Source organism: Weizmannia acidilactici (genome assembly GCF_008974185.1).
Classification (GTDB): Bacteria; Bacillota; Bacilli; order Bacillales; family Bacillaceae_C; genus Weizmannia; species Weizmannia acidilactici.
The window spans coordinates 1-4393 of sequence record NZ_BKZP01000064.1 but is presented as its reverse complement, the minus strand read 5'-3'; the positions used below and the strand labels follow the sequence as shown (position 1 = coordinate 4393).

5 protein-coding genes are annotated in these 4393 nt (G+C 43.1%); 1 reads left to right on the top strand and 4 read right to left on the bottom strand.

Annotation, left to right across the window (positions count from 1 at the left end; genetic code table 11):
- A partial coding sequence (locus tag BpJC4_RS15465) for an alcohol dehydrogenase catalytic domain-containing protein (RefSeq protein WP_151698178.1) occupies window positions 1–472 on the bottom strand: 472 nt, incomplete at its 3' end.
- A gap of 510 nt (window positions 473–982) precedes the next feature.
- Window positions 983–1735, bottom strand: a complete 753-nt coding sequence (locus BpJC4_RS15460; protein WP_151681699.1) for a sulfite exporter TauE/SafE family protein — start codon at window positions 1733–1735, stop codon at window positions 983–985.
- Between the two features lie 204 nt (window positions 1736–1939).
- On the opposite strand from BpJC4_RS15460, the gene BpJC4_RS15455 reads away from it, so the two are divergent.
- Window positions 1940–2623: a serine/threonine protein kinase gene (locus tag BpJC4_RS15455; RefSeq protein WP_151698177.1), complete on the top strand. Its 684-nt coding sequence runs from the start codon at window positions 1940–1942 to the stop codon at window positions 2621–2623.
- Window positions 2624–2740: 117 nt separating this feature from the next.
- Here the strand turns inward: BpJC4_RS15455 and BpJC4_RS15450 are convergent, their stop codons facing one another.
- Both BpJC4_RS15450 and BpJC4_RS15445 read right to left on the bottom strand, forming a co-directional pair.
- Window positions 2741–3187 (bottom strand): Dps family protein, encoded by a 447-nt coding sequence (locus tag BpJC4_RS15450; RefSeq protein WP_151681701.1) that lies wholly within the window; start codon window positions 3185–3187, stop codon window positions 2741–2743.
- Window positions 3188–3309: 122 nt separating this feature from the next.
- Window positions 3310–4296: a Gfo/Idh/MocA family protein gene (locus tag BpJC4_RS15445; RefSeq protein WP_151682012.1), complete on the bottom strand. Its 987-nt coding sequence runs from the start codon at window positions 4294–4296 to the stop codon at window positions 3310–3312.
- Window positions 4297–4393: the final 97 nt, after the last annotated feature.

Sequence of the window (4393 nt, the reverse complement as noted above, 5' to 3'; positions counted from 1 at the left end):
TTAATGCTTTATAAGTCGTTACGCCGGCACAAAAAATTGGTGCTACTTCTTCAAAGTCAAGATTGTCAGGAATTTTTACGACATAGTTGGCAGGTGCTTTGCAGTATTCTGCATAACCTCCATCAACTGAATAACCTGCATTCAATTGATTAGGGCATAAAGTTTCACGTCCTGTTAAACAATATTCACACTCACCGCAAGCGGAATAAAGCCATGGGATCCCAACCCGGTCCCCGACTTTGATGGAAGTAACTCCTTCGCCTACTTCTTCAACAATCCCTACACCTTCATGACCGGGAATCAATGGCAGTTTCGGTTTTACCGGCCAGTCCCCATGGGCGGCGTGCAAGTCAGTGTGGCATACACCGCAAGCCTTAATTTTGACTAGAATTTCACCATGCCCCAGTTCAGGCACCGGTACTTCCTTGATTTCCAATTCTTGTTTGAACTCATTCACCACAGCAGCTTTCATCAATTTTTTTGATGTCATAAAATTCCCTCCCCTTAAAAATAAAATTCACTTTGATTACCTGCAAGAACCATGCCGTTATTAAAGCGTTTTCATAAATTTAGAGATGTTTAAGGTCCAAACCTGTAATCTTGCAAAGTGTTACATGATGTAATGGGACTATGAATACAAGGATAAAACATATCCGGTCAAAAAATCGGCCCATTTGCCATAAAACCGGCGGCAAATGGAGAATTTAGGATGCTTTAACATGTGCGCATCGGATAACAGCGGGAAAGGGGCTGTACCAAAATCCTTTAAAAATCCAGGAAAATACGATGACTATAATGTTTGAGATTCCTGTGGGAAGAGCAAGCAAAGACCCTGCAGTGGGGTACGAGCGAGAGGAGGGAGGCGTGTGGAAAGCGAGTCATTTCGTGATCATCAAAAATGGGTGCTCTTTTGCCTGGTTTATCGGCTTTTGAGACTTCCCTTTTCCAAAAATGCTCGGGTGGAAATCTCCCGAACATTTTTTCATACGATCAGCAAAACACTTGCCAAAATCGGCACAGCAATCATTGAAGACTTTAACAGCGGAACCGGTGCGCGGTTAGTGAATTTGGCGCCGATATAAGTGCCGGTCATTGTCCCGGCAACGACCTCCAATAAAAGCCGGATGTCCAGGTAACCTTGTTGGAAGCTTGCGAGCCCGCCGCCAAGCGCAATCGGAATGATCACCATCATCGTCGTTCCGGCAGCCTGGAGTACGGACAGGCTGAGCAATACCATTAATCCGAGCTGGATGAACGGGGTCGACCCAATTCCGAACATGCCGGACAATAATCCGGTGACGATGCCAAGCAAAAGCGCCCGGAAGGTGAAATTCATGCCGGATGGAATGCTTTTTGTCTGGATCGATTCCCTCGAAAGCAGAAACATTCTGAGCCATAACAGGAATGCCGAAAACAAAAGCATGCCGGAAGTAAACCATTTTAACTCTCCGCCGGGGATATGAGCGGAAAAATGCGATCCGAACCATGCCCCGATTGCACCGGTGATCCCAACCGCTGTTCCGGCTTTTACAGAAACATTGCCTTCCCGGTAATGGCTGACCGCTCCTGAAAAAGAAGAAAAGATCATGGCTGTGAGGGCGGTTGCCAGTGCCGTGTGGATCGAGATGCCGAACAAAAGCGTCAGCAGGGAAATAATGAATCCGGATCCCCCTGCCCCGATAAACCCTAAAGTCACGCCGACAAACAGCATCGTCACAAGGATTGAAACATGCATGCACAAGCCCCTTTCACAGTGTACTGCTTCCATTTTATCCGGAAAATGGCGCTGCGTCCATGCACATATTCACGGATAAGACCGGGCGTTTGAATTGTAAGCCGTGTTTTCTGTTGAATACAATATTGATAAATGCCCCTTTAAAGCATTTTTTAAGGGAACGTGTTACGATTGTTTTATGCATCACATGAAAGGTGAAAATTAATGAACGAACAATTTAGAAAGATGGTAGAAGAAGAGCTGTTGAAACATATTATGCTGGAAAGCAAAAATCCGCATGATCCGATTATCGCGAAGTATGTTCCCGATGGATGGAGCTGCATAGGGACCGGAAATTACGCGGCAGTTTTTTCCCACCCTTCCCAGCCTGATTGGGTGGTCAAAGTCATGCGGAAAAATGCCGGGCTGCTGGAAAAAGAAGCGGAAGTATACAACCGGTTGGGGGATCATCCGGCGTACTCGAAATGTATTTATCAAGGCAAAAATTATTTGGTTTTAAAAAAATTGAAGGGGATCACTTTATATGATGCCATTGCGAAGGGGATCCGGATTCCTGAAAGTGTGATCAAAGATATCAATGAAGCGCTTGAATATGCGAAACAGAAGGGCCTAAACCCGTATGATGTGCATGCAAAAAATGTGATGATGAAAGACGGAAAGGGCTACGTTGTGGATGTCTCCGATTTTTATAAAAAAGGGAAAGATGATAAATGGGATGATTTTGTGAAAGCTTACTATAAAATTTATTTAAAAACATTATATAAATTCCTGCTGAAAATTCCGTATAAAGTACTGGATTTAATCCGCCATTCCTATCGTTTATATAAAAACATCAAACGCAGCGTTCCTATTGAGGAAAAATTTAAAATATACCACGGTTCTTCTTAAAAAGCCGGGCATCAGGATTTCAGACCACCCGGCAGAACAACGATGATTCCCCGGCCAGCTGCCCGCCTTCTCAAAAAAACGGCGCCATCATAAGACGGCACCGGGTCTTTCATTATTTTAATGCGCAACTGGAACAGCCAGCAATGCGTTCAGCATCCAAACGGTTTTTTCGATTTTTTCAACAAGGCCTGTAGCCATGTCGGCTGTGGCATGGTCTTTTTCGTCTTCGGCAAATTCAATCAGTTTATTTAATTCACCGGCGATTTGTTTGTAATCGCTAATGAGGGATTTTACCATGTCTTCAGCGGTTAAGTCTGCTTTTGCTTCTTCAATTGTTGCGATTTCGAGATATTCTTTGAAAGAAGCGGCCGGTTTTCCGCCAATGGCAAGAATGCGTTCGGCAAAATCATCTACGACGGCAGCGGCTTCGTTGTACAGTTCTTCGAATTTTTCGTGCAGAGTAAAAAACAGCGGGCCTTTCACATACCAGTGGAAATTGTGCAGTTTCGTGTAAAGTACGCTCCAGTTAGCAACTTGTACGTTTAATGCGGATTCAATATACATATGTATACCTCCTCACGAAATTTTTGAATAACCTTGTCATATTTTATTATAATACATTTTATATTAAAGTCAATATTAAATTATAATAATTATAAACAAGGTATTAATGGAAAAAAACAGGCTTAACTGCGGTCGGTTTTAAAAACAATCCCGTTTTGTTTCCGCGATTTTTCGATGACGGACAGGACTTCAAAACTGGACTGCTTCAATGCTTCATATGCTTTCCGGTCCTTTTTCGCAATGATATCGGCAAAATCAATGATTTCGTACATCATGTTCTGCTCCACCTGTTCGCCGGAAAATAAAACAGGTTCTTTCGTCCGCACATCGGCAAACTTCATATTTTGCAATTCGGAAATGCCCTCAATAATAATGCTCCCTTTTTCACCGTGAATTTCGCTTGGAATGAAGGAATGGGAGATTTTTGAGCAAATTACGGTAATGTTGAATCCCTCATATTCCAAAACGAGCGTGCCGGCCCCGTCAATACCGTTCCGGAGCAGTACAGGGAAATAATGGCTGTTTTTCGGGGCCCCGAACAAATAAATGGCAAGCGACAGTGGGTATACGCCCAAATCCATCAATGCGCCGCCCGAGAAATTCCGCGAGAACACATTCGGCTCTTCGCCGGCAAGAAAAGCATCATACCGGGAGGAATATTGTACATATTGGAATATGGCGCTTCTGATCTGCCCGGCATCTTTTAACTTTTCTTTTAAAAGCTTGGCGTTCGGATAATGGATATTCCGGATCGCTTCAAATAAAAATACTCCGTTTTCTTCGGCAATTTGAAATGCTTTCTTGAATTCTTCTGTATTGGAAAAAATCGGCTTTTCACAAATGACATGTTTTTTGTTTTTTAAAAAAACAAGCACCTGCTCAAAATGGAGGGAGTTCGGCGATGCGAGATAAACTGCATCGATCTTTTCGTCTTTTGCCATTTCTTCAAGATCGGTGAAAATTTGTGGTGCGTCATGCTTTGCTGCCATTTTTTCAGCCTTTTCTTTTGAGCGCGAATAAACCGCCTCGAGGGTTAATTTTCCGGATAAACGGGCCGCGTCGATGAACGCGGATGTAATCCAACTTGTACCTACCGTTGCAAAATGCATAATATCGCTTCCTTTTTATTGTTTTCATGGATAAGTTCATTGTAACACATGTCGAAACGGTTGATAAATGTCTTTCATTCGACATAAAATTTTATAA